Annotated in this window: 2 protein-coding genes and 2 pseudogenes; 3 read left to right on the top strand and 1 reads right to left on the bottom strand. The window is 56.6% G+C overall.

Annotated features, from left to right (window positions below):
• Positions 1 to 149 (bottom strand): annotated as a pseudogene (locus AC1DRJ_RS23415) (threonine dehydratase); the annotation flags it as partial.
• 96 nt (positions 150 to 245) lie between these two features.
• Between AC1DRJ_RS23415 and AC1DRJ_RS23410 the strand changes: the two are divergent.
• The 3 genes and pseudogenes from AC1DRJ_RS23410 to AC1DRJ_RS23400 all read left to right on the top strand — a co-directional run.
• A complete protein-coding gene (locus AC1DRJ_RS23410; RefSeq protein ID WP_477804243.1) occupies positions 246 to 1,061 on the top strand; it encodes a helix-turn-helix transcriptional regulator in 816 nt (271 codons plus the stop codon).
• Positions 1,062 to 1,498: 437 nt separating this feature from the next.
• Positions 1,499 to 1,861 (top strand): DUF6124 family protein, encoded by a 363-nt coding sequence (locus tag AC1DRJ_RS23405; protein WP_477804242.1) that lies wholly within the window; start codon positions 1,499 to 1,501, stop codon positions 1,859 to 1,861.
• A gap of 267 nt (positions 1,862 to 2,128) precedes the next feature.
• Positions 2,129 to 2,902 (top strand): annotated as a pseudogene (locus tag AC1DRJ_RS23400) (two-component sensor histidine kinase); the annotation flags it as partial.

Here is a 2,902-nt window from a genome sequence, read left to right as displayed (position 1 = left end):
CCGGTAGGTGTGTGGTTTTCGTGCTTGACCCACACCGTGCAGCCCAACCGCTCGGCCAGCAGGGGCCACGCGTACTGGGCGGTGGCAGGCATTACCTGGTAGACGTGGCGAGCGGCTTGTTCGATATCGTCGCGGGTTATTGAGTGCATGATTCGTCTCCCATAGGTTTTGCCCAGTCTAGACACGGACGCCTCACGCCGGCTTTCAGAAAACTGACCTGACTTTTGCGTCACCTCTTTATTACTATGGTGCTCATGAGCCATCGAAACCGCGTCCTGCCCCCTCTCCTCCCTGAACCGGTCCGTCGGGTCGAGGCCGGGCCATGGGTGATCGAGTTGCTGCCCGGCGCTGCTTATGCGACCCGATATGTCGCCACCCAGGCGACGATTGGCTTTGCCTTCGATAGCCAGCGAGGTCTGCACGCTATCGGCAGCGACCGAGTGCATCCCTTCGATGCCACGCCCAACGGCCTGGCGTTCGTCCCTGCAGGTTGTGACGTGCTGTCCGAGTCACCCAAGGGCGGTGAATACCTGCAGGTCTCGCGCACCGACGGTGTTGCGTTGAAAGGCGACCGGGCCTTCAACAATCGCATTGATCAACAAGCCATTACCTTGGCGCTTCGCATGCGCGCCGCACTTTTACAAGCCTCTGTACAGGACGATTGGGAGACCTGGGCACTCGCATTGGCTGAACGGGCGCAGGACAACGAAGCATTGTCGGCACCGCCCCAAGGCTCTATAACCGCCAGCCGGATGCGTCTGCTCGATGAGTTCATTGATGCGGGCCTCGACGGCCAGTTGGGTTTACAGGCGATGGCGGGGTTACTGGGATTGTCCGAAGGCTATTTCATTCGAGCATTCAAAAACGCGACAGGCAAAAGCCCGCACAGTTACCTGATCGACCGACGCCTGGCCAAGGCCCGTGCACTGATGCGCGATTCGACAGCCAGCTTGGCGGAAATCGCCCACACCTGCGGTTTCAACTCCCAGGCGCACATGGCGACCACATTCAGGCAACGCCTTGGAGTGAGCCCGGCACAGCTGCGAATACCCATCAGATAAAACACAACCCACTGTAGGAGCAAGCTCGCTCCTACATGGATTTCGTTTGACTGACGGCCTCTGTTTCACTGGTACTTAAACAACATAAACCCTGCCTGTTTAAACGAAGCCGCTTGTTACCAGCCAAAGGCTACAACGCCTTGCGTCATCGCCTACGGGTAAGACAGAATCCGCCGGCTTGTGCGTCTAGGGCACGGGTTCTATCGTGGCTGGGTCACTGAAAAACAGTGATCGGGTTTGGTAGACCCGCAGCATCGACGCATATCGTCACCTTCGGCGGTCCTTTTTCAGGACTGAGTTCCCATGGTGGCCATGCGCAGGGCTCCTTCGGGGGCGCCGGTTCCGATGCCCGGTCTACCAACCTTCGCATGGCCGCCACCCTCCGTTTGGTAGCGAGATGGTGATGGCTCCATTTAGGTAGCATCGGAGTTTCATCTATGATCAAACCAACACCCAACCCACCGGACACCGATCCGGCATCGCCCTACGAATCCCTTGATTCCAAAAAATTCCACGAAGCGGCCGAACGCGCACTCGACCATTACCTCAACCCGAGTGCCCAAATAATGGCCAGYACCCAYGAACCCGAACCCATGTTCCTYGCCAACCCSAAGTACGACACCGAATCCCTGCTGGCCAACGCCAGCGAATCMCTGGGWTCGGCCACCACYATGCTCAGCAATTTYGCGGCGYTRTTGGAGAACTCACACCGCAAGACYCTGYTGGGGATTACSCARGTGGTGATGYTGGGGGAATTGGCGGTGAATCAGGCSYTGGATAAGGTTGAGTTGAAGGAGTAAGCACGACCCACTGTGGCGAGCAGTTAAATCCTCGCCACAGCGGGAGATGTACAGGGGAATTATCCCCAAAGTTGGCGCTATATCCCCAGACATGCGCTTTCTCGCATGCGGCCAGGAAATTCGATTTAGTCCGTTGCAGGCACAAACAGAACGATTACGGGTTGTCCTACCGACGTTATGTCGGTCCTGGTTTTTTGGCACAGAGAATGCTCGGTATTTACCTGGAACTGATAAGTGGTTCGAGCAGCTAAAATCGGGATAAGCCGCATGCCTATGACACGCCGCATTCAACCAATTTCAGCCTTTGTCAGACACCTGGAACGGGGCACAGCCGACTCAATTGCGCCAATCAATCCACCCAGCCTCTTGCGATGGTTTTCGATCGTCAGCTTCGTTCTGATCAGCACGATAGCTATCGGGCTGGGTTCAGTGTCGACCCGTTTCCTGGTTATCGAAAGCCTGGAGCGCGACGCCCTGTTGTCAGCGCAATTTATCCAGACCATTGCCTTGGGTGAGATACGTCACCACGAGTTGGCCGGGATGCGGATGGGCGAAGTCCTGGCACCAGCCCAATATGGAATGTCGGACGAAATATCACAGAACAGGCACCGTGCCCGCGCCGAGTTCCTCGACCATCTTGCTCACCTCCCGGACTCACTGCTGATTAACATCTACTCCCCTCTTCGGACAGTGATGTGGTCGACCAATCCGCAGCTTATCGGACAARAATATCTGAACGACCCGGCGCTTGAAGCGGCATTCAACTCGAAAGACCGGGTTTCTACCAAATACAGCCTTGCGGATGAACGCCGTCCCGAGCAGCAGTTTTTGCTCGCTCCCAAAATGTTCTTCATCGAGAGCTACATCCCCCTGCTAGATGATTTGGGGAATACGCTGGCAGTGGTGGAAACTTACAAGGAGCCGGCCGATCTAAGCGAGCGGCTCAATCGTGGCCACTGGGTAATCTGGCTGACTACGGCGGTAGGCGGTCTGCTCCTTTACTTCGGACTGTATTGGATTGTTCGACGGGCATCGATTCAG

This window comes from Pseudomonas sp. P5_B2, from assembly GCF_056400445.1.
The sequence above is the reverse complement of the archived record's forward strand: the minus strand, read 5'-3'. Positions and strand labels throughout refer to the sequence as shown.

Coding starts and splice junctions, on each gene's coding strand:
- AC1DRJ_RS23410 (WP_477804243.1), top strand. CDS start 246: ATGGTGCTCATGAGCCATCGAAACCGCGTCCTGCCCCCTCTCCTCCCT.